The organism is Nonomuraea sp. NPDC003754 (assembly GCF_053605785.1).
This window is the reverse complement of record NZ_JBSGJX010000039.1, coordinates 23,624-46,918: the sequence shown is the minus strand read 5'-3', so window position 1 is coordinate 46,918 and position 23,295 is coordinate 23,624. Positions and strand designations below refer to the sequence as shown.

Annotated in this window: 27 protein-coding genes; 14 read left to right on the top strand and 13 right to left on the bottom strand. The window is 71.2% G+C overall.

Features of this window, described 5'->3' with window-relative positions:
• Positions 1 to 78: 78 nt before the first annotated feature.
• Positions 79 to 1,710 (bottom strand): ABC-F family ATP-binding cassette domain-containing protein, encoded by a 1,632-nt coding sequence (locus ACWEVS_RS35725; protein ID WP_449914656.1) that lies wholly within the window; start codon positions 1,708 to 1,710, stop codon positions 79 to 81.
• A gap of 21 nt (positions 1,711 to 1,731) precedes the next feature.
• Between ACWEVS_RS35725 and ACWEVS_RS35720 the strand changes: the two genes are divergently transcribed.
• Positions 1,732 to 2,073, top strand: coding sequence for a ribosomal maturation YjgA family protein (locus tag ACWEVS_RS35720; protein ID WP_452555135.1), 342 nt, complete (start codon positions 1,732 to 1,734; stop codon positions 2,071 to 2,073).
• A 132-nt stretch (positions 2,074 to 2,205) separates the two neighbouring features.
• Here the strand turns inward: ACWEVS_RS35720 and ACWEVS_RS35715 are convergent, their stop codons facing one another.
• Positions 2,206 to 2,475 (bottom strand): heavy-metal-associated domain-containing protein, encoded by a 270-nt coding sequence (locus tag ACWEVS_RS35715; protein WP_449914658.1) that lies wholly within the window; start codon positions 2,473 to 2,475, stop codon positions 2,206 to 2,208.
• A 97-nt stretch (positions 2,476 to 2,572) separates the two neighbouring features.
• Here ACWEVS_RS35715 and ACWEVS_RS35710 point away from each other — a divergent pair, with 97 nt between their 5' ends.
• The gene (locus tag ACWEVS_RS35710) at positions 2,573 to 3,106 is read left to right on the top strand and encodes a type 1 glutamine amidotransferase domain-containing protein (RefSeq protein ID WP_449914660.1); all 534 of its coding nucleotides are present in this window, start codon (positions 2,573 to 2,575) and stop codon (positions 3,104 to 3,106) included.
• A 226-nt stretch (positions 3,107 to 3,332) separates the two neighbouring features.
• On the opposite strand, the gene ACWEVS_RS35705 is transcribed toward ACWEVS_RS35710, so the two are convergent.
• Together ACWEVS_RS35705 and ACWEVS_RS35700 are read right to left on the bottom strand one after the other, a co-directional pair.
• Entirely contained in the window at positions 3,333 to 4,535 is a 1,203-nt protein-coding gene (locus tag ACWEVS_RS35705) for an MFS transporter (protein WP_452555133.1), read from the bottom strand.
• A gap of 355 nt (positions 4,536 to 4,890) precedes the next feature.
• A complete protein-coding gene (locus ACWEVS_RS35700) occupies positions 4,891 to 5,412 on the bottom strand; it encodes a TetR/AcrR family transcriptional regulator (RefSeq protein ID WP_452555131.1) in 522 nt (173 codons plus the stop codon).
• Positions 5,413 to 5,495: 83 nt separating this feature from the next.
• Between ACWEVS_RS35700 and ACWEVS_RS35695 the strand changes: the two genes are divergently transcribed.
• Positions 5,496 to 6,392, top strand: a complete 897-nt coding sequence (locus tag ACWEVS_RS35695; protein ID WP_452555129.1) for a zinc-binding dehydrogenase — start codon at positions 5,496 to 5,498, stop codon at positions 6,390 to 6,392.
• Here ACWEVS_RS35695 and ACWEVS_RS35690 read toward each other — a convergent pair.
• The gene (locus ACWEVS_RS35690) at positions 6,361 to 8,793 is read right to left on the bottom strand and encodes a GcvT family protein (RefSeq protein WP_452419047.1); all 2,433 of its coding nucleotides are present in this window, start codon (positions 8,791 to 8,793) and stop codon (positions 6,361 to 6,363) included. The genes ACWEVS_RS35695 and ACWEVS_RS35690 overlap by 32 nt on opposite strands.
• 162 nt (positions 8,794 to 8,955) lie before the next feature.
• On the opposite strand from ACWEVS_RS35690, the gene ACWEVS_RS35685 reads away from it, so the two are divergent.
• The 4 genes from ACWEVS_RS35685 (at position 8,956) to ACWEVS_RS35670 (ending at position 12,072) form a co-directional block, all read left to right on the top strand.
• The gene (locus tag ACWEVS_RS35685) at positions 8,956 to 9,840 is read left to right on the top strand and encodes a phosphotransferase (RefSeq protein WP_452555127.1); all 885 of its coding nucleotides are present in this window, start codon (positions 8,956 to 8,958) and stop codon (positions 9,838 to 9,840) included.
• 19 nt (positions 9,841 to 9,859) lie between these two features.
• Complete coding sequence (locus ACWEVS_RS35680) at positions 9,860 to 11,398, top strand: amino acid permease (RefSeq protein WP_452419045.1); 1,539 nt, start codon at positions 9,860 to 9,862, stop codon at positions 11,396 to 11,398.
• 63 nt (positions 11,399 to 11,461) lie between these two features.
• The gene (locus ACWEVS_RS35675) at positions 11,462 to 11,689 is read left to right on the top strand and encodes a FitA-like ribbon-helix-helix domain-containing protein (RefSeq protein ID WP_354919687.1); all 228 of its coding nucleotides are present in this window, start codon (positions 11,462 to 11,464) and stop codon (positions 11,687 to 11,689) included.
• Complete coding sequence (locus ACWEVS_RS35670; RefSeq protein WP_452555124.1) at positions 11,686 to 12,072, top strand: type II toxin-antitoxin system VapC family toxin; 387 nt, start codon at positions 11,686 to 11,688, stop codon at positions 12,070 to 12,072. The genes ACWEVS_RS35675 and ACWEVS_RS35670 overlap by 4 nt, the downstream gene beginning before the upstream one ends.
• Before the next feature lie 25 nt (positions 12,073 to 12,097).
• Here ACWEVS_RS35670 and lipB read toward each other — a convergent pair whose 3' ends face one another.
• From lipB to ACWEVS_RS35655, 3 genes are read right to left on the bottom strand one after another with little or no spacing between them, the layout of a single operon-like run.
• Positions 12,098 to 12,733 carry a lipoyl(octanoyl) transferase LipB gene (gene lipB / locus ACWEVS_RS35665; RefSeq protein WP_449914678.1) on the bottom strand — a complete coding sequence of 212 codons (636 nt, stop codon included), beginning with the start codon at positions 12,731 to 12,733 and terminating at the stop codon, positions 12,098 to 12,100.
• 19 nt (positions 12,734 to 12,752) lie between these two features.
• The gene (locus ACWEVS_RS35660; RefSeq protein WP_354919678.1) at positions 12,753 to 12,935 is read right to left on the bottom strand and encodes a PspC domain-containing protein; all 183 of its coding nucleotides are present in this window, start codon (positions 12,933 to 12,935) and stop codon (positions 12,753 to 12,755) included.
• A 59-nt stretch (positions 12,936 to 12,994) separates the two neighbouring features.
• On the bottom strand, positions 12,995 to 13,504 hold the full coding sequence (locus ACWEVS_RS35655; protein WP_449914681.1) for an HAD domain-containing protein: 510 nt from the start codon (positions 13,502 to 13,504) through the stop codon (positions 12,995 to 12,997).
• Positions 13,505 to 13,858: 354 nt separating this feature from the next.
• Between ACWEVS_RS35655 and ACWEVS_RS35650 the strand changes: the two genes are divergently transcribed.
• Positions 13,859 to 14,683, top strand: a complete 825-nt coding sequence (locus tag ACWEVS_RS35650) for an undecaprenyl-diphosphate phosphatase (protein WP_449914684.1) — start codon at positions 13,859 to 13,861, stop codon at positions 14,681 to 14,683.
• Between the two features lie 46 nt (positions 14,684 to 14,729).
• Here ACWEVS_RS35650 and ACWEVS_RS35645 read toward each other — a convergent pair whose 3' ends face one another.
• Positions 14,730 to 15,101: a hypothetical protein gene (locus tag ACWEVS_RS35645; RefSeq protein ID WP_452419039.1), complete on the bottom strand. Its 372-nt coding sequence runs from the start codon at positions 15,099 to 15,101 to the stop codon at positions 14,730 to 14,732.
• A 46-nt stretch (positions 15,102 to 15,147) separates the two neighbouring features.
• Positions 15,148 to 16,281, bottom strand: coding sequence for an MFS transporter (locus tag ACWEVS_RS35640; RefSeq protein ID WP_452555122.1), 1,134 nt, complete (start codon positions 16,279 to 16,281; stop codon positions 15,148 to 15,150).
• A gap of 65 nt (positions 16,282 to 16,346) precedes the next feature.
• Here ACWEVS_RS35640 and ACWEVS_RS35635 point away from each other — a divergent pair, with 65 nt between their 5' ends.
• The 6 genes from ACWEVS_RS35635 (at position 16,347) to ACWEVS_RS35610 (ending at position 20,751) form a co-directional block, all read left to right on the top strand.
• Entirely contained in the window at positions 16,347 to 16,655 is a 309-nt protein-coding gene (locus tag ACWEVS_RS35635) for an ArsR/SmtB family transcription factor (RefSeq protein WP_354919663.1), read from the top strand.
• The gene (locus ACWEVS_RS35630; protein ID WP_452555120.1) at positions 16,655 to 19,117 is read left to right on the top strand and encodes an ATP-dependent RNA helicase; all 2,463 of its coding nucleotides are present in this window, start codon (positions 16,655 to 16,657) and stop codon (positions 19,115 to 19,117) included. Before ACWEVS_RS35635 ends, ACWEVS_RS35630 begins: the two co-directional genes overlap by 1 nt.
• Positions 19,118 to 19,192: 75 nt before the next feature.
• Complete coding sequence (locus tag ACWEVS_RS35625; protein ID WP_449914694.1) at positions 19,193 to 19,447, top strand: hypothetical protein; 255 nt, start codon at positions 19,193 to 19,195, stop codon at positions 19,445 to 19,447.
• A gap of 48 nt (positions 19,448 to 19,495) precedes the next feature.
• Entirely contained in the window at positions 19,496 to 19,765 is a 270-nt protein-coding gene (locus tag ACWEVS_RS35620) for a hypothetical protein (protein ID WP_449914696.1), read from the top strand.
• Between the two features lie 51 nt (positions 19,766 to 19,816).
• A complete protein-coding gene (locus tag ACWEVS_RS35615) occupies positions 19,817 to 20,374 on the top strand; it encodes a MarR family winged helix-turn-helix transcriptional regulator (RefSeq protein WP_452555117.1) in 558 nt (185 codons plus the stop codon).
• Entirely contained in the window at positions 20,371 to 20,751 is a 381-nt protein-coding gene (locus tag ACWEVS_RS35610; protein ID WP_452555115.1) for a hypothetical protein, read from the top strand. The genes ACWEVS_RS35615 and ACWEVS_RS35610 overlap by 4 nt, the downstream gene beginning before the upstream one ends.
• A 109-nt stretch (positions 20,752 to 20,860) precedes the next feature.
• Here ACWEVS_RS35610 and ACWEVS_RS35605 read toward each other — a convergent pair whose 3' ends face one another.
• The 3 genes from ACWEVS_RS35605 to ACWEVS_RS35595 are packed head-to-tail and all read right to left on the bottom strand — an operon-like array spanning position 20,861 to position 23,293.
• Positions 20,861 to 21,709 (bottom strand): aldehyde dehydrogenase family protein, encoded by an 849-nt coding sequence (locus ACWEVS_RS35605; RefSeq protein ID WP_452419031.1) that lies wholly within the window; start codon positions 21,707 to 21,709, stop codon positions 20,861 to 20,863.
• Entirely contained in the window at positions 21,706 to 21,882 is a 177-nt protein-coding gene (locus ACWEVS_RS35600; protein WP_354919646.1) for a hypothetical protein, read from the bottom strand. Before ACWEVS_RS35600 ends, ACWEVS_RS35605 begins: the two co-directional genes overlap by 4 nt.
• Positions 21,872 to 23,293, bottom strand: a complete 1,422-nt coding sequence (locus ACWEVS_RS35595) for an aldehyde dehydrogenase family protein (protein ID WP_354919643.1) — start codon at positions 23,291 to 23,293, stop codon at positions 21,872 to 21,874. Before ACWEVS_RS35595 ends, ACWEVS_RS35600 begins: the two co-directional genes overlap by 11 nt.
• Positions 23,294 to 23,295 lie beyond the last annotated feature (2 nt).

Below are 23,295 nucleotides of genomic sequence, written 5' to 3'. Positions count from 1 at the left end.
GGCACACCATCCCAACATCACGTGTCAACGAGAGTCGGAAAATTGTTTCACTCTCGTTTCCATTCGCGGTGTTATTTTTCACCCGGTCTCGGTGACCTGACCCCCGTCCACCCGCAGCCGCCGGTCCACCCGTACGGCGTCGAGCATCCTGCGGTCGTGGGTGACCAGCAGCAGCGTGCCGGGGTAGCCGGCGAGCGCCGACTCCAGCTGCTCGATCGCTGGCAGGTCGAGATGGTTGGTCGGCTCGTCGAGCACCAGCAGGTTGACCCCTCTGGCCTGCAGCAGGGCCAGCGCGGCACGGGTCCGCTCACCCGGTGACAGCGTGTCGGCGGGCCGGAGCACGTGGTCGGCCTTCAGCCCGAACTTGGCCAGCAGCGTCCGCACCTCGCCGGGCGGCATCTCGTCGGAGAACGACTCGACCAGCGGCGCCGACCCCTCGAAGAGCCTGCGGGCCTGGTCGACCTCGCCGACCACGACGCCGGGGCCGAGCGCCGCGTGGCCGGCGTCGAGCGCCAGCCTGCCGAGCATGGCACCGAGCAGGGTCGTCTTGCCCGAGCCGTTCGCGCCGGTGATCGCCACCCGTTCGGCCCAGCCGATCTCCAGATCGATCGGGCCGAGCGTGAAGGCGCCCCGCCTGACCACGGCACCGCGCATCGTGGCCACCACCGCGCCCGCGCGCGGAGCCGCCGCGATCTCCATCCGGAGCTCCCACTCCTTGCGCGGCTCCTCGACGACCTCCAGCCGCTCGATCATCTTGTCGGTCTGCCGGGCCTTGGCGGCCTGCTTCTCCGTGGTCTCGACGCGGGCGTTGCGGCCGATCTTGTCGTTGTCCCGCTGCTTCCTGCGGGCGTTCTTGACGCCCTTCTCCATCCAGGCACGCTGGGTGCGGGCGCGCAGCTCCAGCTCGGAGCGCGTCTCGGCGTACTCCTCGTAGCGCTCGCGGGCGTGCCTGCGGGCGACCTCGCGCTCGTCCAGGTAGGCCTGGTAGCCGCCGCCGTACAGGTGGACCTGCTGCTGGGCCAGGTCGAGCTCCAGCACCGAGGTGACCGTCCTGGCCAGGAACTCGCGGTCGTGGCTGACCACCACGGTGCCCGCCCGCAGCCCCTTCACGAACGCCTCGAGCCGGTCGAGCCCGTCGAGGTCGAGGTCGTTGGTCGGCTCGTCGAGCAGGAACAGGTCGTAGCGGCTGAGCAGCAGCGAAGCCAGCCCCGCGCGGGCGGCCTGGCCGCCGGACAGCGACGTCATCGGCTGTTCGAGGTCGATCGCGAGCCCGAGGTCGGCCGCCACCTCGTCCGCGCGCTCCTCCAGGTCCGCGCCGCCGAGCGACAGCCAGCGCTCCAGCGCGACGCTGTAGGCGTCGTCGGCGCCGGGGCGCGACTCCACCAGGGCCTGCGTGGCGGCGTCGAGATCGGCCTGCGCCTTCGTGACCCCGGTACGGCGGGCGAGGAAGCGCCGCACCGTCTCGTCCTGGCGCCGCTCCGGCTCCTGGGGAAGGTGGCCGACCACCGCCGTGGGCGGACTGAGCCGGATCGAACCGCTCTCCGGCTGGTCGATCGCGGCGAGGAGACGGAGCAGCGTCGACTTGCCCGCGCCGTTGGCTCCCACGAGCCCGATGACGTCGCCGGGGGCGACCACGAGATCCAGCCCGGAGAACAGGACCCGATCGCCGTGGCCGGCGGCGAGACCTTTCGCGACAAGTGTTGCGCTCATAAGACCCGTTAGCGTAATCGCATGCCGCGCACCCGCATAACGCTGCTCGCCGTCGTCACGATCATTCTCGGCCTCGTGACCAGGCCTTTCTCGAAGTACGCGGGTGACGCGTTCTACATGGTGCTGCTGTACTGGATCGCGGTGTTCGCCGTCCCGCGGGTGCGGCCCGTGGTGGCGGCGGGGGTGGCGCTGGCGGCGAGCTGGGCGATCGAGTTCGCGCAGCTGCTGAACCTGCCGCGGGTGCTGGCGCCGGTGCTGGGCAGCACGTTCAACCCGCCCGACCTGTTCTGGTACGCCGTGGGCGCGGCGGGCGCCTGCGCCTTCCACCACCTGGTCCGCCACCGTCCGGCCACCCGGGAGTGATCTTCTCGGCTCCTGCTGTCGAATGCCGCGGCCGAGAAGGAACTCGCGGCGGAACCCCTGACCACAAGGCCGCGCGCCGGGCTTCACATCGTGATCCACCCGGCGTGCAGGTCTCCGAGCCGCAGCCGGCCCCTAGTGGCAGCCGCCCGAGCCGCAGCACGACCCGCCCGCCTGGGCCAGCATGATCGTGTCCTGGCGACCGGCCAGCTCGTAGCCCGCCTCCGTGACGGCGGCCTCCACCAGCGCGTCATCCAGCGGCGCCGCGCTGGTCACGGTGACGGCCCTGTTCGCCAGGTCCACCTGCACCTCGCTCACCCCGGCCACCTTGCCCACCTCGGCGGTCACCGAGCTGACGCAGTGTCCGCAGGTCATACCCTCGACCTGATACGTGGTAACGGTCATCGATCTCTCCTCACTGCTGGGAAGCCCGTGCGCATCACTATATACCCCCCAGGGGTTTATGCGCATAGATCCCCTTCCTCAGGGCACGGCGACGAGCATGAGAAACATCGCCTTCCTCGTCGCCCCCGAAGGCGTCGAGCAGATCGAACTGACCGAACCGTGGAAGGCCATCACGCAGGCCGGCGGCACGCCGCAGCTCATCTCCACGCGATCCGGCCAGATCCAGGCCTTCAACCACCTCGACAAAGCCGACGAATTCCCGGTGGACGCCACCGTGTCGGAGGTCTCGGCCGCCGACTTCGACGGACTCGTCCTGCCCGGCGGCGTCGCGAACCCGGACTTCCTGCGCATGCAACCGGATGCCGTCCGCTTCGTGCGCGACTTCTTCGACGCGGGCAAGCCCGTCGCCGCCATCTGCCACGCGCCGTGGACGCTCATCGAGGCCGACGTGGTCCGCGGGCGCACGCTCACCTCGTGGCCCAGCCTCAGGACCGACCTGCGCAACGCGGGCGCAACCTGGGAGGACAAGGAGGTCGTCGTCTGCACGGCCGGCCCCAGCACGCTGGTCACCAGCCGCAAACCGGACGACCTGAAAGCCTTCGACCAGGCCACCGTCGACGCCTTCAGCTGACCGCGACCACCGGGCGAGCGCGCCGAGCGAGCACGCCGGGAGCCGCCCGGCAGGCGCCGAGCACACCGGAACCGCACAGCGAGGCACACCGGAAGCCGAGCACGCCGCGAACCACACGGCGGGCGCGCCGCGAACCACACGGCGGGGCACGCCGGAAGCCGAGCGCGCCGTAAACCGCACGGCCGGGCGCACCGGGCCACACGGCGGGGTGCGCCGGGTCGGCTGGTCAGCCGGTGAGGGCGTGGCCGGCCGCCACGCGCGGGCCTCTGAGCAGGGCCAGCGCGGCGATCGCGCCTGCCGTACCGAAGATCGCGATGGCGCCGCCCGCGCCCGTGAACTCGGCCACGATCCCCGCCACCACCATCGCCAGCCCCTGCGCCGCCGTCAGCGCGGCCGCGATGACACCGACCGCGCCGCCGCGCCGCTCGTCGGGCACCAGCGCCACGAACTCGGCGTTGGCCACCACCTGGTAGGCGGTCAGCGCCCCGCAGGCCACCAGCAGCACCAGCATCACCGCCAGCGGCGGCAGCGCGGCGGCGCCGAGCAGCGGCACGAAGCTCGCCAGCGCGAGCGGCCCGAGCAGGCGCGCCCGCCGTTCCGGCCGCACCCTCGTGGTCAGCACGAACGTCCCCGCCACGTACCCGGCGGGGATGGCGGCCATGAGGAGGCTCGCCAGGTCCTCGTCCAGCCCGATCTGCCTGCCGTACGGCACGGCGAGCGCGAGCGGCGTCATCGAGAAGGCGGCCAGCAGCGCCAGCATGGCCAGCCACCGGAGCCGGGGATGCCCGGTGATCGTCTCGACGCGGTCGCGCAGCCGCGCCTTCTCGGCCCGCGCCGGCTCCGAGGGCGGGTACGCCGCCAGGCCGGCGAGAAGCGTCGCCGAGAGCGCGAACGTGCCGGCGTCGATCACGAACGCGGCCCCCGGCCCCGTCGCGGCGACGACGAGACCGCCGACCAGGAAGCCGGCGACGTAGGTGACCTGGTTGGTCACGTGGTAGGCGGCCACGCCGACGGTGTAGCGGTCACCGTCGAGCATCTGGGGCAGGATGGCGGCCCTCGCGGCGCGCGCGGGCGACTCCAGCGCCTGCACGGCGAAGAGCAACACGTAAAGCCCGACCAGCGGCATTCCGGGGATGGCGACCAGGATGACGAGAATCGCTCGGGCGAGATCCGCGGAAACCATCACATTTCTGCGCGGATATCGGTCGGCGAGAACCGCGAGCAGCGAGCCGCCCATAATCGCCGGAAGATAGGTGAGCGCGTAGGACAGCGCGGTCAGCCATGCCGACGACGTCCGCTGGTAGACCAGGACGACCACCGCCACTCGGGCCAGTTGGTCACCCAGTTCGGAGATGACGGCCGCGCCCCAGAGACGGCGGAATTCCGCGACGGAGAAGACCTCCCGGAAGCCCACTGACCGCTTTCCCATGGATCATCGCCACCCGTATCCAGAGATCGCAAACGGTTGCAACCTAACAAGATCGAGTGAAGAGATCAAGGACTTGAAATACCCCGGGCAAGTGTCGATCATTACGAACGCAGCCTGGATCGCTTTATCACCATAACGAGCGAAAAATCACGATTCATGCTGTGGGCATCCCGAGGGGAAGGGGGGTGGCACCGTGCAGCGCGGAGTCTCCTGGACCTGACCGGCGGCCAACCACCTCGTACGGCTGGCCTCGCCAGCCGTACACCCCCGCCCCGCACGTCAGCCGGACCTCGGGACCCGGCGAACGGTGAGCCACCCCAGCGCGCCATCCCCCGCCGGCAGCGCTGGGGGGAGATCACGCCGTCAAGGCCGTGGCCAGCTCGCGCACCGAGCGCTTGAGCCGTTCGACGCCCAGCAGGCGCACCAGCTCACCGTCGAACGAGGCCAGCACCGTGTGGGCGAGGAAAGCGGCGTCCCTGTCCGGCCGGGCCTCGGCGATCAGCGCCGTGACATGCGTGTGCCAGCGCAGGTAGGTCGGATCGGCGTACTTGTCCTCCGCGCAGGCCCGCTCGTGCGCCGCGAACAGCGCGATGTTGCGCCCCGCCAGGTCGGCCAGCTCGTCGAGGAACCCGAGCAGCCGCTCCCTGGCCGGGACGGCCCGGTCCTCCGCGGCGATCCGCGCGGCCAGCCGTTCGGCCCGCTCGGCCAGCAGTTCCTGGAACAGCCCCGTCCGGCTGCCGAACCTGCGGAACACCGTGCCCTTGCCCACGCCCGCCGCCTCGGCGACGCGGTCGAGCGAGACGCTCTCGCCCGCGGCGAGCAGTTCCTCGGCGGCCCGCAGGATCGCCTCGCGGTTCCTGGTCGCGTCCGATCGCACGCCCCACGCCCCTCCTGTAAACGGACTGACGGTCCCCATACTATCAACCGGACCGACAGTCCGTTTCGTCTCGAAGGAGCGTCATGCGTGCGCTGAAGGAGCTGAAGCCGGTCCAGGCGCCCGAGCCCGTACCCGGGCCGGGAGAGGTGCTGGTCGAGGTCCGCCACGTCTCGGCCAACCACGGCGAGCTCAAGTACCCGCACATCGGCGGCCACGACGCCGCCGGCATCGTGCTGGACGGCCCGCGCAAGGGCGACAGGGTCGTGGCGTTCGGCGCCGGCGCGTGGGCGGAGCGGGCCGTCTTCCCCGAGTCGTCCGTGGCCACCGTCCCCGACGGCGTCGACCTCGCCGACGCCGCCGCCCTGCCGATGGCGGGCCTCACCGCGTTGCGCGCGCTCCGCGCGGCCGGGCCGCTGCTCGGCCGGCGCGTGCTGGTCACCGGCGCCTCGGGCGGCGTGGGCAGGATCGCCGTCCAGCTCGCCCACCGCGCGGGCGCGCACGTGATCGCCGTCGCCCGCCGCGGCGAAGGGCTGCGCGAGCTGGGCGCCGACCAGGTGATCTCCTCACTCGAGGCACTCGAGGCACTCGAGGCACTCGACGCGATCGACCCGATCGACCCGGTCGACCCGATCGACCCGGTCGACCCGGTCGACGTCGTGCTCGAACTGCTCGGCGGCCCGCATCTGGTCAGGTCATGGGAGCTGCTCGCGCCCGGCGGCAACCTGCAGAGCATCGGCTGGGCCTCGGGCGAGCCGGCCGCGTTCACCTCGCTGTTCGCGCTCGGCGCCGCCCGATCGATCCACTCGTTCGGCGACGTCTCTCACCCCGGCCCCGACCTGGCGATCCTCGTCGACCTCGTGGCCCGCGGCCTGCTGTCGCCCGAGATCGGCTGGCGCGGCTCGTGGGAGCGCGTCGGCGAGGCCGCCGACGCGCTCTTCGGCGGCCGGATCAGCGGGAAGATCGTGCTGGACGTGACCTGATCCGCTCGTGCCCCGGGTCGTACGGCGGGCGCTGCTCGACCGTGGCCGCCACCCAGGTGCCGTCCACACCGACGGTCACGTTCTCCGGACGCCCGCTCAGGTACACGTAGGCGATCGAGGCGTCCACCCGATGCCCGTACCCGCCGCTGGTCACCCTGCCGGCGGGCGCGCCGTCGACCCGCACGGGCTCACCGCCCAGGCACACCCGCCGCGGATCGGCCAGCAGCAGGCACCGCAGCGTCCGCTCCGGCGCGGGATCCAGCGCGTCCTTGCCGAGGAAGTCCTTGCCCGCCTGGACGGCGAAGCCCAGCCCCGCCTCGTACGGCGTCGTCTCGGGAGTGATGTCCAGGCCCCAGATCCGGTAGCCCTTCTCCAGGCGCATCGAGTCGATGGCCCGGTAGCCCCCGGGACGCATGCCGTACGGCATGCCCGCCGCCACGAGCGCGTCCCACAGGGTCAGGCCGTACTCGGCCGGGCAGTACAGCTCCCAGCCGTACTCGCCCACGAACGTCACCCGCTGCGCCAGCACCGGCACGTGCGCCACGCTGATCCGCCGGGCCTGCAGGTACGGGAAGCCGAGGTCGTCGTCGCACAGTTGCTCCAGGACGGCGCCCGCCTGCGGGCCCCACAGGCAGTAGCAGGCGTAGGCGGAGGTCACGTCCGTGACGTCGAGGCCGTGGCGGCGCAGCCAGGCGGCGTCGTGCGTGCCGTACGCGGTGCCGGTGACCAGGCGGAACCTGTCCTCGCCGAGCCGGGTGACGGTCAGGTCGGCCTCGATGCCGCCCCGCCGGTTGAGCAGCTGGGTGTAGACGACCGCGCCGACGTTCCTGTCGATCTCGTTGGCGCACAGCCACTGGAGCCGGTCGAGCACGCCCGGCCCCGACACCTCCAGCTTCGCGAACGACGTCTGGTCGAACAGGCCCGCCGCGTCCCTCGTGGCCAGGCACTCCTCCCGTACGGCAGGCGACCACACCCGGCCCGCCCAGCCCAGCGGTCGCGGCCCGTCGCCGGTGGCGTTGGAGCCGTACCAGTTGACCCGCTCCCATCCGGCCTTCTCCCCGAACTCGGCGTCGAGCCCGGCCTGCCGCGCCCAGGCCGGCGAGCGGCGCAGCGGCCTGGCGGCGACGCGCTCCTCGCCCGGATAGACGATGTCGTAGTACTTCGCGTAGGAATCGAGTGCCTTGGCGCGCGCCCACCGCCCCGACCCCGCGTAGCTTCCGAACCGCCGGACGTCCATCCCGAACAGGTCGTACTCGGGCACCCCTTCGACGATCCACTCCGCCATCACCTTGCCCACGCCGCCGGCGGCCGCCAGCCCGTGGACGCAGAAGCCCGCGGCGACCCAGAACCCGCGCACCGCCGTCTCCCCCAGCAGGAACTCGCCGTCGGGGGTGAACGCCTCTGGCCCGTGCACGATCCGCGCCACCTGCGACGGGTCGAAGTCGTCGGTGGTGCGCTCTGCGACGACCGGCAGCCGGTGCCTGGCCGCCGCCCACGACTCCCTGAACTTCGGCAGGTTCGGCTCGAACAGCATCCTCGACTCGGCCAGCGGGTCGGCCGCGTCCCAGATCTCGGGAGTGCGGATGTAGCCGCCGACCAGGATCCCGCCCTCGTGCTCCCGGAAGTAGACGATGTTGTCGGGGTCGCGCACCGTCGGCGTGGCCGCGGGGATGCCGGCGGGGTGCGTCACGACGTACTGGTGCTTGATGGGCACGATCGGGACGTCCACCCCCGCCAGTGCCCCCACCTTTCCCGCCGCCGCGCCCGCGCAGTTCACGACCGTCCCGGTGGTGACCGTCCAGGTCTCCTCGCCTCCCGCGGCGGACGCCAGGCGGACCGCGCGGACCGCGCCCGCGGCCACGTCGATCCCGGTGACGCGCACGCCCGTGACGATCCGGACGCCGAGCTTCGCCGCCCCCTCCGCCAGGGCACGCGCCAGCGCGGCAGGGTCCAGCCACCCGTCGCCCGGCAGCCACAGCGAGGCGAGGACGTCCTCGTCGTTCAGCATGGGCATCAGGTCATGGGTCTGCCTGCCGGACAGCAGCGACATCTCCAGGCCGTAGGTCTCGGCGGCGCCGGCCTGCCGTACCAGCTCCTCCACCCGCTCGTGCGTGGTCGCCAGCCGCAACCCGCCGACGCCGTGCCAGCCGGGATCGAGCCCGGTGAGCTCGGCCAGCTCGGGGTAGAGTCCGGCCGAATACATGATCATGCGTGTCTGCGTGACCGTGGAGCGCAGCTGCCCGACGAACCCGGCCGAGTGCCAGGTGGTGCCCTCGGTCAGCTCGTGCCGCTCGACGAGCACGACATCACGCCAGCCGAGGCGGGCCAGGTGGTAGGCCACGCTGCAACCGGCCACACCCCCGCCGATCACGATCGCCTGTGCCGAATCGGGTATGTCCATGATCGAAACCGCCCTGTACGTATGAGAAACGCGCTAGGTGGACCGCCACCAGAACCCGGATCTGGCGCGGAGGGGTGGCGGAGGTCTGATGGGCGCATTTCTCATGAGTCACCTTGCCCACAGCAGCGGAATGGTCTAAATGTAGGCCAAAGGGAGTCGCGTATGCCAGACGTGATCGAGTTGGTCTCCGACTGGGCCGGGCGGCCGGTCAGGCAGACCCCCATCAAGGGCGGCCTCAGCCACCTGATCGCCAAGGTCGAGACGGGGGACGGCGAGCGATGGCTGCTGCGCGTGCTGGATCCCGCGGTGTGCGCGGCCGGCCTGGGCATTCCGATCGAGCAGGAGATCGAGAACACGATCAGGGCCGCCGAGACCGGCGTCGGGCCCGCGGTGCTGCGCCATTTTCCCGAGGTGCACGCGTTGTTGATCGAATACCTGGACGGCATCACCCTTAACGCCGGACAAATCAACAAAAATCTCGAAAAGGTGGCGCTGGCCTGCCGGCGCCTCCACGCCGGACCCCGCTTCGTCAACGATTTCTCGATCTTCGCCAAGCTGCGCGAGTTCCGCGCCCGCTGCCAGGCTCATGACCTGGCGGTTCCGCCCGGTTACGACGACATCCTTCCCGCGGTGGCGGACATCGAGCGGGCGATCCCCGCGTTCCCCACCGTTCCGTGCCACAACGACCTGCTGGCCGAGAACTTCATCGCCCAGGACGACGAGATCCGCATCGTCGACTACCAACTCTCGGGCAACAACGACCCCGCCTTCGAGCTCGGCGACATAGCGGCCGAGGCGGACCTCGACCCCGACCAGACCGCACGCCTGGCCAGGGCCTACTTCAACAGCGGCGACCACGACTCCCGCGTCCAGCTCTTCAAGATCATGTCGAACGTGACGTGGACCCTGTGGTTCTCCGTCCACCACGGCCTGCTCGTACGGCAGGCCGACTTCGACTACGAGGCCGAAGCGGCGGGCAAGTTCGCGCGAGCCGTACGAGACCTGGACGGCGTCGGCCGCCTGATCGACGACGTCCGGAGGCACTAGCACAACCCGAGGAGATCCCATGACATTAGACGAGGATTCCAGGCGGCTCGCCGAGCTCGGCTACAAGCAGGAACTGTCGAGGACCTGGAGCGGTTTCTCCAACTTCGCCATCTCTTTCTCGATCATCTCGATCCTGGCCGGCTGCTTCACCACCTTCGGCCAGGCATGGAACAACGGCGGTCCGATCGCCATCTCCTGGGGCTGGCCGCTGATCTCGATGTTCATCCTGATCATCGGCTTCTGCATGTCGGAGCTGGTGTCGGCGTATCCGACGGCGGGCGGCATCTACTGGTGGGCGGCGAGGATGGGCAAGCCGATCCACGGCTGGTTCACCGGCTGGCTCAACCTCATCGGGCTCGTCGCCGTCACCGCGTCCGTCGACTACGGCTGCGCGACGTTCCTCAACATCACGCTCAACCGCCTGACCGGCGGCGCCTGGGAGGCCACGCTCTCCCAGGCGTTCCTGCTGTTCGTGATCGTGCTGGTGCTGCACGCCCTGATCAACATCTTCAGCCACCGGCTCATCTCGCTGCTGCAGAACATCTCGGTCTGGTGGCACGTGGCAGGCGCGGCGATCGTGGTCGCCATCCTGGTCTTCGCGCCGAGCGAGCACCAGACGCTCGGCTTCGTGTTCACCGAGACGATCAACAACTCGGGCTTCTCCGACTCCACGTTCTGGTGGTTCGTGCTGCCGCTGGGCTTCCTGCTCACGCAGTACACGATCACCGGGTTCGACGCGTGCGCGCACGTCTCGGAGGAGACCCAGGGGGCGTCGATGTCGGCGGCCAAGGGACTGTGGCAGTCGATCTTCTACTCGGCGGTCGGCGGCTGGGTCCTGCTGTTATCGTTCCTGTTCGCCGCCACGAACGTCGACGAGATCAACAAGCAGTTCGGCTTCGTCGGCGCCATCTTCGACACGGCGCTGCCGGCGAACCTGGCCACGGCGGTCTTCGCCATCTCCACCATCGGCCAGTTCTTCTGCGGGATGAGCTGCGTGACCTCGATGTCGCGCATGACCTACGCCTTCTCCCGCGACGGGGCCGTCCCCGGCTGGCGGCTGTGGTCGAAGGTGGACGGCAACCGCACGCCGGTGAACGCGATCATCGCCGGCTGCGTCGCCGCCGGGCTGATCACGCTGCCCGCCCTCTACGCGCCCGCCGGCCTCGGCACGCCGATCGCCTTCTACGCCGTCGTCTCGATGGCGGTGATCGGCCTCTACCTGGCCTTCCTGATCCCGATCTACCTGCGGCTGCGCATGGGCGACGGCTTCGTGCCCGGCCCGTGGACGCTGGGCCCGAAGTACAAGGTGCTCGGCTGGATCGCCGTCGCCGAGATCGTGATCATCTCGATCTACTTCATCATGCCGCTCTCGCCCGCGGGCGTGCCCTGGAGCCCGGACTTCACCTGGACGGCGGTGAACTACTCGCCCATCGCCGTGGGCGGGGTCCTGATCGGCATCGCGCTGTGGTGGCGGCTGTCGGCCAGGAAGTGGTTCACCGGCCCTCGCCGCACCATCGAGGAAACCGTCGACGGCGCCATCGACGAGACCGTCGGCTGAGCCACCGGGGGTACGGCGGCGCCCGCCGTACCCCCGATGCTTGCAAATTGCTAGCATGACTCCATGGCCACCCTCTACATTCGAGATGTGCCCGAAGCCGTTGCGGAAGCGCTCAAGGAGCGGGCGGCAGAAGCAGGAATGTCCCTGTCCGCGTATGTCGCCAGGGAGCTTGCCGATCTCGCCGCCCGGCCGACCAATGCCGAGATCGTCAACCGTCTGAAGTCGCGGGATCGCAGCGGCGGTCCCTCAACCGCCGACATCCTCGAGGCCGTCTCGGAGAGCAGGCGATGATTGTCATTGACTCGTCGGCGATGGTGGAGGCCCTCACCGGTCGCGATGCCGACTGCGAACTCCTCGACGCCCTCCGGGGCAGCATCCACGCGCCTCATCTGCTGGACGTCGAGGTTCTCTCCACGCTCCGTGGGCTCGCACTGGCCGGAAAACTGTCCCGGGAGGCGGCCGAGCAGGCCCGCATCGACTACTTCGCCCTCCGCATCTCCCGCTACGAACTCCAAGGACTCGCGGAACGGGTGTGGGAGTTGCGACACAACTACACGGCTTATGACGCCTACTACCTCACCCTCGCCGAGGCCCTCGAAGCGCCACTGATCACATGCGACGGCAAGCTGGTAGGCAACGCCCACGACGCCGAGGTGCGGGTCTTTTCCCGTTGAGGTCGAGCGCGGAGCGCGAAGGCGCTCAGGAGGCGTCGAAGGCGCCGGCCACGGCGGTGCGGACCTGGGCCATGTCGGCGGAGCCCCGCTCGCGCAGGAGGGAGGTCATGTCGGCCTCGGGCATGCCGCACGGGACCGCCCACGTCCACGGCTCGAGGTCGCCGTCGACGTTGAGGGCGAAGCCGTGGCTGGTGACGCCGCGCGACTGGCGCATGCCGATGGAGACGATCTTGCGGCGGGTCTCGGTGGTCCAGACGCCGGTGAGCAGTTCGGAGCCGGGCGGGGTGTCGCGGCGTTCGGCCGACAGCCCCAGCTCGGCCAGGGCGGCGACCAGGCGCAGCTCGACCTCGCGCACGTAGTCGACGATCCCCTCGTCGTCGCCGAGCTTGACGATGAGGTAGCCGACCAGCTGGCCGGGCCCGTGGTAGGTGAGCTGGCCGCCCCTGCCCGTCTCCACCACGGGGATGCCCCGGGCGGGGTCGGGCAGGTGGTGCAGCGGGGTGCGCCTGCCGACGGTGAAGACCGAGGGGTGGCTGAGCAGCCACAGCGTGTCGGGACGCGCGTCGCGCTGGCGTTCGTCGACCAGCTCCGCCATGCGTTCCATGGCCTTGTCGTAGTCGACGAGTTCGTCCTGGATGAGCGTCAGCGACCGTTCCCTCATGCTTCGAGCATAGGCGGGGTCAGTGGCGCTCAGGTCCGTTGGGCATGAGGATCCAGAGGATGACGTAGAGGACCCACAGCGGTCCGGGGATCAGGGAGAGCAGCAGCCACAGGATCCTGACGAGGGTGGGCGGCAGGCCCAGACGGTCGGCGATCCCGCCGCAGACGCCGGCGATGATGCGGTGTTCTCTCGAGCGGTGCATCGAGTCCTCCGTGTGGTGTCGTTTCACCCGTTCAACGGAGCTGCCCACGATCGACGTTCCTAGCCGCGACCCTGATTGAACCCTGACAGGGTCAGCCACCGCTCGGCCATGGCCAGATGTCGCAAGGTCAGGCCGTGGCGCGGGTCGACCGGCACGAGCAGGAAGTCGTCGACACCCTGATGCCTGCGGAGATACTCCTCGTCGGCGTGCCACAGGTGGTCGTCGAACCAGACGAACGGCCTGCCCCGGACGTAGTCGGCGACACAGGGGGTCTTGAACGACTCGCCCCGCTCGCTCGGCCGCCGGTGCTCCATCGAGACGACCGGCAGCTGGGGCAGGCCGATCCTCGGGGCGATCCACTCGTTGGCGCTGTGCTCCCAGGTGGTCGCCCACACCAGCTCGGCGCGCGTCCTGATGGCCAGCTCCATGAGCCTGGCGCCATGGCGGGCGTTGAGGTGGACGGTGTAGGAGTCTGCACCGATTGTGCAGGTATATCGCCTGAAGTCCGCATTGGGGCGGCCGAACGGGTTGAGCACGCCGTCGACGTCCACGAGCAGCAGGGGCCTCACCCGATTCACCCTAGGGCGCCCTTCATCGATCCGCACGTTCTGCGGGCACGACCCCGGCTCCCGGTGCGTGGGCCGGCCATGCGGCCCCTCACGGGCCCGGACACCTCGACCAGCCCGGCCCACCGCCGAGCCGCTGACCGGCACGATCGTCTCCGACGCCCTGTTCCCGGCCATAGACTCCAGCGGCAAGAGCCGCTCGGCCTCCTCCCCCACCAGCCGGCCGTTCCGCGCGAGCGGTTGTGGGCCCGCGCAAGGCGCCACCGTGCTCTGCCGGCCCATGACACGAGTTCGGCGATCACATGCCACACTCAGGAGTCGTTCGGCCTGCACGACTGTCTACGGAAGGTGTGTCTCGTGATCGGCTGGTTCGAAGCGGTGGTCCTCGGGCTGCTCCAGGGACTCACGGAATTCCTGCCGATCTCCTCGAGCGCGCACATCAGGGTCGTCTCGGCGTTCTTCGGATGGGAGGACCCGGGGGCGGCCTTCACCGCGGTCATCCAGCTCGGCACCGAGGCCGCCGTGCTCATCTACTTCCGCAAGGAACTCTGGGAGATCATCTCCACCTGGACGCGCTCGTTGTGGCGACCCGAGCTTCGCCGGCTGTTCCCCGCGCGGATGGGCTGGTACGTCATCCTCGGCACGATCCCCATCGCCGTCCTGGGCGTGACGCTGAAGGACCAGATCGAGACCGTCTTCCGCGACCTGCGCCTGATCGGCACGACCCTGATCGTCTTCGGGATCATCCTCTGGTTCGCCGACCGCACCGCGCGCGCCAAGCTGACGCTGGAGAAGCACCTGTCGACCACCCACGCCCTGGTCTACGGCTTCGCGGAGGCGCTCGCGCTGATCCCCGGCGTGTCCAGGTCGGGCGGCACGATCACGGCGGGCCTGCTGCTCGACTACCGCAGGGAGGAGGCGGCCAAGTACTCCTTCCTGCTGGCCATCCCCGCGGTGCTGGCGTCGGGCCTGCTGGAGCTCTTCGAGATCGGTGGCGGGCAGGCGCCCGACTGGGGGCCGACGATCCTGGCCACGCTCATCTCGTTCGTGGTGGGCTACGCGGCGGTGGCCTGGTTCCTGAAGTACATCAGCACCCACCGCTTCACCGGTTTCGTCATCTACCGGATCCTGCTGGGCATCTTCGTCATCGCCGCCGTGTCACTCGACTGGATCCCCGCCTGACCCCTCGGGGCCGGCCCGGCCGGTCCCCCGCCCAGATCCACCCATCTCAGTCGACCGGGTCCTGGCCCGCCCGCCGTTCCTCCAGGCCGCCCAGCGGGATCCGGCTGGCCAGGCAGAAGACCACCGCGAACAGCGCCCACGCCGCGACGTACGCCACGGGCTCGGCCACCATCTGGCGGCCCTCGAAGTAGAGGACCAGGCCCGCGAGGGCGCCGGGGACGGCGCCCCACCAGCGTCGCCACCACACCTCGTGGACGACGACCTCGAAGGCCACCAGCGCGATCGGGCCGACCAGCAGCAGCTTGAGGTTGAGCCGCTCGGCCACGAAGTACTGGAGGGCGGCCACCGCCACCGCCGACAGGGTCGTCAGCAGCACGATCGTGCCGAACGGGGCGGGCTCGTCACGTGGATCGGTCACGATCCCAGTCTGGCGAGCCGCCCCGGCCCGCGCATCGGCCTTTGGTCTATGCCGCCACGGCCTGCCTGGCGGGGCGGTAGGTCGCCAGCGTGAACAGCAGCGTCAGCGCGCCCAGCGCGGTGGCCAGCACGACCACGCCGGTCCTGCCGTACCAGTCGAGGGCGACACCGCCCGCGATGCCCGCCACGAACAGCCCGAGGTACTGGCTGGAGGCCAGCAGGCCGAGCCCGACGGGCACGTTGTCCGGGACGGCGGCCACCGTCCTGAACTGCTGCGAGGGGCCGATCAGCCAACCCAGCGCCCCCCACGCGAACGCCCACACCAGCGCCACTGCGAGGTTGAGGTTCGCCACGGGGATGAGGCCGAGCAGCACGGTCGCCCCCGCGATGCCGAGGAAGACCATCCTGCGCGGGCCGTAGGCGTCGGTCAGCCGGCCGCCGACCGCGTTCCCGACCACCCCGCCGATGCCCCACGCCCACAGCACGGCCGCCAGCGGCAGGTCGAGCAGCGAGCCGATGTAGGTGTAGGCGGTGAAGGCCGCCGCGAAGATCAGCAACTGTGTCAGCAGGACGGCCAGCACGCCCCTGTCGGCGAGCGGGGTGAAGCGGTCGCGGATCCTGGTCGAGGCGGGCATGCGCACGTCCGGCACGACCAGCGCGACGGCGGCGAAGCCGATCACGGCGAGCACCACCACCAGCCACACCGCCGCGCGCCAGCCCGCCGCGCCGCCCATCCACGTCCCGAGCGGCACGCCGACCGCCGACGCCACCGTCAGGCCGCCCATCACCACCGACAGCGCGCGGCCCCGCCGTTCGGGCTCGGTCAACGCGGTCGCCACGGCGGAGGCCACGGGCGTCACCATGGCCGCTCCCGCGGCCGCGATCACCCGCGTGCCCAGCATGAGGCCGAACGTGGGCGCCAGTGCCGTCAACGCGTTGCCCGCCGCCAGCACGCCCAAGCCGATGAGCAGCACCCGCTTCTTGGACAGCTGGGCGGTCAGCGCGGCCAGTATCGGCGACAGGATCGCGTACGCCAGCGCGAACACGGTCATGAGCTGGCCCGCCGCGGAGGGGGAGATGGCGAGGTCATGGCTGATGGGGAGCACGAGCCCGGCGGTGACGAACATGCCGGTGCCCACGGAGAAGTTCCCCAGGGCCAGGGCGTACAGCTTGTGGGTCATGGGGACCAAGCTCGCGTATAGTTGGATTGTTGTCAAACCTTCCAACGAAGCGGCAGGGTGACGGTATGCGCCTGCTACCTCAACCGGCGATCGAGGACATCCAGCTCACCGAGGTGCTGCACGCACTCGCCGACCCCGCGCGGCTCGAGGTCGTCGTCAAGCTGGCGACCGAGGTCGAGCTGACGTGCCGGGGCGTCGGCGAGGCGATCGGGCTGCACAAGTCGACGCTGTCCCACCACTACCGGGTCCTGCGCGACGCGGGAGTCGTCTCGACCCGGCAGGAGGGCCGGCAGAAGTTCATGACGCTGCGCAAGGGCGATCTCGACGACCGCTTCCCCGGCCTGCTCGACTCGGTCATCGGCGCGGCGGGCTGATGGCTCCGGCCGGTCACCCGCTGCCGATCCACGGCGCGCTGCCCGCGCTGCTGCGGGCGCTCGACGACTGCGGGCGCGCCGTCCTGACCGCGCCGCCGGGCACCGGCAAGACCACGGTCGTGCCGCTCGCGCTGGCGGAGGCCGGCATGAACGTGCTGGTCGCCGAGCCGCGCAGGCTCGCCGTACGGGCGGCGGCGCGCCGGATGGACGTCGCCTACACCATCCGCGGCGAGCACCGCGAGGGCCGCAGGCCCGGCGTCGAGGTCGTGACCACCGGCGTGCTGCTGCAGCGCCTCCAGCGCGACCAGGAACTTCCGGGCGTCGACGCCGTCATGATCGACGAGTGTCACGAACGCCACCTCGACGCCGACACCGCGCTGGCGTTCCTGCTCGACGTCCGCGAGGCGCTCCGGCCCGACCTGCGCCTGGTCGCCGCGTCCGCGACCGCCGACACGGGGCCGTGGTCGCGGCTGCTCGGCGACGCGCCGGTGGTCTCCGCCTCCGGCGTCCCCCATCCCCTGGAGATCGTGTGGGCGCCGCCGCCACGGCCCGTCGCGCCCCCGCACGGGCTGCGCGTCGACCCGGCGCTGCTGGCGCACGTGGCCGACGTCGTACGGCGCGCGCTGGCCGAGCGCGAGGGGGACGTGCTGTGCTTCCTGCCGGGAGTCGGCGAGATCTCCCGGGTGGCCGCGATGCTCGGCACCGCCGTGGACGTCCTCCAGGTGCACGGCCAGGCCCCGGCCCACGTCCAGGACGCGGTGCTCAGGCCGTCGGCCACCCGGCGGGTCGTGCTGGCCACCGCGGTCGCGGAGTCCAGCCTGACGGTGCCCGGCGTCCGTGTGGTGGTGGACTCGGGGCTGGCCAGGGAGCCGCGCACCGACCACGCCCGCGGGCTCGGCTCGCTGACCACCGTCCACGTCTCCCGCGCCGCGGCCGACCAGCGGGCCGGCCGGGCGGGCAGGGAAGGCCCGGGAACCGCCTACCGGTGCTGGACCTCGGCCGCCCACGCGAGGCTGGCCCCGCAGGCCCAGCCGGAGATCCTGCTGGCCGACCTGACGGAGTTCGCGTTGCAGGCGGCGTGCTGGGGCGCCCCCGACGCGGCCGGCCTCGCGCTGCTCGACCGGCCGCCCGCGGCGGCGATGTCGGTCGCCGTCCGCACCCTCCGCGCCCTCGGCGCGGTCGAACCGCTCGACGGGGCCGGTCTTCCGGGTGACGGCATCGCCGCGCCCCCGGCCGGCGACGCGCCGGGTGACGACGGTCCCGCCCTCCCCCACGCCGCCGGAGGGGATCCCGCGCGCGGGCGGATGCGGGTGACGGACAGGGGACGGCGGATGGCCATGGCGGGCCTGCATCCGCGCCTGGCCAGGGCCCTGCTCGACGCGGGCCCGCGCGCCGCGGGGGTGGTGGCGCTGCTGTCCGAGCAGCTCCCCAAGGACGCCGGCGACGACCTCGTGGACGTCTGGCGGAAGGCCGCCCGCGACCGCGACCCGCGCTGGCTGCGCGAGGTCAGGCGGCTCACCGGCGCCCGTATCGAGGGCCCCGACGACGAGGTCGCGGGCCTGGCGGTCGCCCTGGCCTTCCCCGAGCGGGTGGCCCGCAGGAGCGGCGGCGGCTTCCTCATGGCCTCGGGCACCAGGGCACAGCTGCCCGAGGGCTCCCGGCTCGGCACCGCCGAATGGCTGGCCATCGCCGTGGCCGACCGCCCCACCGGTGCCGCGTCCGCCAGGATCAGGCAGGCGGTCGTCATCGACGAGGTCCTCGCCCGGCGGGTCGTGCCGGTGACCGTCCAGGAGGAGGTCGCCTGGCGTCGCGGCGACGTCAGCGCCCGCGTCGTCGAACGGCTGGGCGCCATCGAGCTGTCGTCGGGCCCGCTGAAGGACGCCGACGTCCGGCCCGCCCTCCTGCACGGCCTGCGCACGGACAACGTGCTCACCTGGACCAGGGAGGCCGTCGCCGTCCGGGACCGGATGGCCTTCTGCCGTCGCGCCGTCGGCGACCCGTGGCCGCCGATGGACGACCTGATCGGCCTCGCCGACCAGTGGCTCGAACCCGAGCTGTCCCGCGCCCGCCGCCGCGCCGACCTCGAACGCCTCGACGTGGCCGGCGCGCTGCGCCGGCTCGTCCCGTGGAACCGCCGCCTCGACGACGACGCGCCCTCGCACATCGAGGTGCCCAGCGGCTCGCGGATCCGCGTCGACTACTCGGGCGAGCAGCCGGTGCTGGCGGTCAAACTGCAGGAGCTGTTCGGCTGGCAGGAGGCGCCCCGCGTATCAGGGGTGCCGCTGCTGATCCACCTGCTGTCCCCCGCAGGACGGCCCGCCGCCGTCACCTCCGACCTGGCCTCCTTCTGGCGGGACGGCTACCGCGCCGTCCGCGCCGAGCTGCGCGGGCGCTACCCCAGGCACCCGTGGCCCGAGGACCCGCTCACCGCCCAGCCCACCCGCCGCGCCAAACCCCGCTAGCGCCCTGCCGCCGCCCGCGCGGGTGGGGCAGCCGGTTTTGCCGGTTCTTGCCCACGCCGCTGGCAGGCTGGCCTCATGACCGACGACGTGGCCATCGTCAAGGCGATGCTGGCGCGCTTCACCGCCAACGCCGCCGCCATGGCCTGGCCCGACCAGCCCATCCGGCCCGGTGAGGAGACCACGGTCAGCATCATGGGCGAGTTCGGCGACAAGGACTTCGTCTTCCAGGTCGTCGTCCACCGCGGCGACGAGATCATCCGCCACATCGCCTACACCGGATGGGACGCCGCGGCTTTCCTGCTCCGCTGGTCGGACACGCCGATCGAATAGCGGTGAGCCCCGCCCGCGCGTGCGTGTGCCCCGAAGGGAAGTGAGCGCATGGCCGAGTCCGAGAGAGGGCGACGGATGGCCGCCGCGAAGGTGTGGCGGGACCTGCTGTCCGACATGCAGGGAAGCCCGCAGCGCGTGACGGTCCACCTGCTCGGCGGCCAGTCACTCAAGGGCGTCGTCGTCGAGTTCGACCGCGTCAACGAGGTCCTCGTCCTGGACGAGTACGCGCACGGCGCCGCTGTGACCCGGCACGAATCTCCCGTGCACACGATCGTGTTGTGGGCCATCCAGGCCGTCACGGTCCACAAGCATGACTGACACCCCGGGACTGGCCAGATCTGGAAGTAGGTACTAATCTCCCTTCTTACTATGAAGGACGTACATATTTACCAGTCCGACTCCGCCGGTTATCTCTACGACCCCCGCGTCAGAGCGGCGATGACCCAGTTCACCGACCACGAGGACGGCCTGCCGCCGCTGGAGGCGGCCGCGGCCGTCCGCACCGCCTATCACGCGGTCGAGCGCATGCGCGCCCACGGCTCCGAGGGAAGAGGGGTCAGCGCGGGCGCCCTCGACCTGCTCGTCCGGCTGAGCGCCGCCGAGCGGGGGATCAGCATCGGCGACCTCGCCCGAGCCGCGGGCGTCAGTTCGCGCAACGTCACCGGCCTGGTCGACACGCTCGAACGCGACGGGCTCGTCCGCCGGGTCCCCGACCCGGGAGACCGGCGCGCCGTCCTGGCCGAGATCACGCCTGCCGGGCGCGCCTGGGTCGAGGCGTTCCGCAGGCCGGCGCAGCTCGCCATGCGGGCGATGTTCGACGGGTTCACGCCCGAGGAGCTGGTCGTCTTCCGTGACATGTGCCTGCGGCTGGCCGCCAACCAGCATCGCCTGGCCGACCACCTGGCCCAGAGCGGATCCCGGCCATGACCATGACCGCACAGGAGCGGACTCGCCGCGCCGTCCGCGGCTACCACGAAGCCCGCTTCCGCGGCGACGTGCCCGCGGCCGCGGCGCACCTGGGTGAGCCGTTCCGCTTCCACAGCCCGTTCATCAGCTCAGACGACCGGACCGGCCACCTGGCGACCCTGCCGGGGTTCGTGTCGATCGTGACCGGCGTCGAGCTCATCAGCGAGCTGTACGGCGAAGCCGAGGCGACGCTCGTGTACGACGTGCACACCGCGACACCGGCCGGCACCCAGCGCACGGCCGAGCACTTCCGCCTGGCCGACGGCAAGATCGTCTCGATCATGCTGGTGTTCGACGCCGCACCCTGGCAGTCGATGAAGGCCCAGATCGAGCCATGAGACGAGACGCGCGCCTGCCTGGCGCGCGTCTCCCGTGGCCGCCTACCGCCGGTCCGCCCGGCAGCCCGCCCACCGAACCGCGTGGTCGGCGGGCGGGAGCCGTCGACGGTCAGACCCCCGCCGGGTGCCAGACCGTCTTGGTCTCCAGGAACGCGGTCATCCGGCCGATCCCCGGGTCCGCGTTCCAGTCCACCGCCGCGGGCCGTACCACCCGCTTGAGGTTCTCCGCCGCGTCCTGCTCGCACCGCAGCGCCAGGTCGGCGTCCGCCACCCCGGTGAGGTCCAGCCCGTTGACGTCCATGTGCGCCGCCAGCCAGGGCGCGATCTCCGCCTGGTGCCCGGTGAGGATGTTGACCACCCCGCCGGGCAGGTCCGAGGTCGCCAGGACCTCGGCCAGCGTGATCGCGGCCAGCGGCGAGCTCTCCGACGCCACGACCACGCACGTGTTGCCGGTGACGATGACCGGCGCCACGACGGAGACGAGCCCGAGCAGCGGGTCGGCGGGCGCGATCACCGCGACCACGCCGGTTGGTTCGGGCGACGACAGGTTGAAGTACGGCCCCGCGACGGGGTTGGCCGACCCGCGCACCGACGCGATCTTGTCGGACCAGCCCGCGTACCAGACGAGGCGGTCGATGGCGGCGTCCACCTGCTCGAGGGCGGCCTTCTTGCCCAGGCCGACGATCTCGTCGGCGAACTGGCCGCGGCGGCCCTCCAGCATCTCGGCGACGCGGTAGAGGATCTGCCCCCTGTTGTACGGCGTGGCCGCCGACCACCCAGGGAACGCCTTGCGCGCGGCCGACACGGCGTCGCGCGCGTCCTTGCGTGAGGCGCGGGAAGCGTTGGCCAGGAAGTCTCCCTTGGGGGACGCCACGACGTACGACCTTCCGCTCTCGGAACGCGGGAACGCCCCGCCGATGAACAGCTTGTAGGTCTTGCGGACGGTCAACCTGGTCATCGCTTCTCCTCCGCCGGCCGTACGGGAACGAAGATCTGGCCGCAGCGGCTGACCCCGCAGCGGTGGGCGAACCAGCCGGTCCGCACGGGGCGGCCCGCGCGGGCGTAGGCGTGACCGCGGGTGGCGTAGGCGCGCCGGGCCCGCCTGCGCCGCAGGCGATGATCACACGTCAAGGTAGGCCTCCAGCCCCGCGATGCCGCCTTCACGGCCGTAGCCCGATTCCTTGTAGCCGCCGAAGGGCGAGGTCGGGTCGAACTTGTTGAAGGTGTTGGCCCAGACGACTCCGGCGCGGAGCCGGTCGGCCATCCACAGGATGCGCGAGCCCTTCTCCGTCCACACGCCCGCGGACAGGCCGTAGGGGGTGTTGTTCGCCTTCTCGACCGCTTCGGCGGGGGTGCGGAAGGTCAGCACGGAAAGGACGGGGCCGAAGATCTCCTCCCGGGCGATGCGGTGCGACTGCGCCACGCCGGTGAAGATCGTGGGAGGGAACCAGAAGCCCTTGTCGGGCAGCGGGCACGCCGGCGACCAGCGCTCGGCGCCCTCGGACTCCCCGGCCTGCGACAGTTCCCTGATCCTGGCGAGCTGCGCGGCGGAGTTGATCGCGCCGATGTCGGTGTTCTTGTCCAGCGGGTCGCCGAGACGGAGGGTGGACAGCCGCCGCTTGAGCGAGTCGAGCAGCTCGTCCTGCACCGACTCCTGCACCAGCAGGCGGGAGCCCGCACAGCAGACGTGTCCCTGGTTGAAGAAGATGCCGTTGACGATGCCCTCGACCGCCTGGTCGATGGCGGCGTCGTCGAAGACGATGTTGGCGGCCTTGCCGCCGAGCTCGAGCGTGAGCTTCTTCGACGTGCCGGCCACCGTACGGGCGATGATCCTGCCGACCTCGGTGGAGCCGGTGAAGGCGACCTTGTTGACGTCGGGGTGCGCGACGACGGCGGCGCCGGTCTCGCCCGCGCCCGTGACGATGTTGACGACGCCCGGCGGCAGCTCGGCCTGCCGGCAGATCTCGGCGAACAGCAGCGCGGTCAGCGGCGTGGTCTCGGCGGGCTTGAGCACGACCGTGTTGCCGCAGGCCAGCGCGGGGGCGATCTTCCAGGCCAGCATCAGCAGCGGGAAGTTCCACGGGATGACCTGGCCGGCCACGCCCAGCGGCCGGTCGCCGAAGCCGGCGTAGGCGAGCTTGTCGGCCCACCCGGCGTAGTAGAAGAAGTGCGCGGCGACGAGCGGCACGTCGACGTCCCGCGACTCGCGGATGGGCTTGCCGTTGTCCAGCGACTCCAGGACGGCCAGCTCGCGGGCCCGCTCCTGGATGATCCTGGCGATCCTGAACAGGTACTTGGCCCGCTCGGCGCCGGGCAGCGACGACCAGACGCCGAAGGCCTTGCGGGCGGCCTGCACGGCGCGGTCCACATCGTCGGAGGTGGCGGTGGCGACCTCGGCCAGCGTCTCCTCGGTGGCCGGGTTGACCGTCTTGAACGTGGGCCCTGAGCCGTCCACGAACTCGCCGTTGATGAACAGCCCGTACGACGGCTGGATGTCGACGACGTCGCGCGACTCGGGTGCGGGGGCGTACTCGAACACCATCG